Consider the following 254-nt stretch of genomic DNA (forward strand, 5'->3'; position numbering starts at 1 on the left):
GATAGTAAGTTACTTGCTTATCATGACCGCTCAGATGGTGGTTTATTTACCACAGTAGCTGAAATGGCGTTTACGGGTCATACCGGTGTAACTGTTGATTTAGCAGCTTTAACAGGTTCAGACATTGAAGCGCTTTATAACGAAGAGCTAGGTGCGGTAATTCAAGTTGCTAATGCTGATTTAGATGCAGTAAATGTGGTGTTTGAACAACATGGTATAGCAGCCATTAGTCACAACATTGGCACGCTTTACAG

General features: G+C 41.3%; 1 protein-coding gene. It reads left to right on the forward strand.

Annotation, left to right across the window (positions count from 1 at the left end):
- The coding region (locus AAEY83_RS16965) for an AIR synthase-related protein (protein ID WP_351060987.1) at window positions 1–254 on the forward strand (254 nt) is incomplete at both ends.

The sequence above is a fragment of the Psychrobacter sp. TB20-MNA-CIBAN-0197 genome (genome assembly GCF_040309765.1).
Lineage (GTDB): Bacteria > Pseudomonadota > Gammaproteobacteria > Pseudomonadales > Moraxellaceae > Psychrobacter > Psychrobacter submarinus.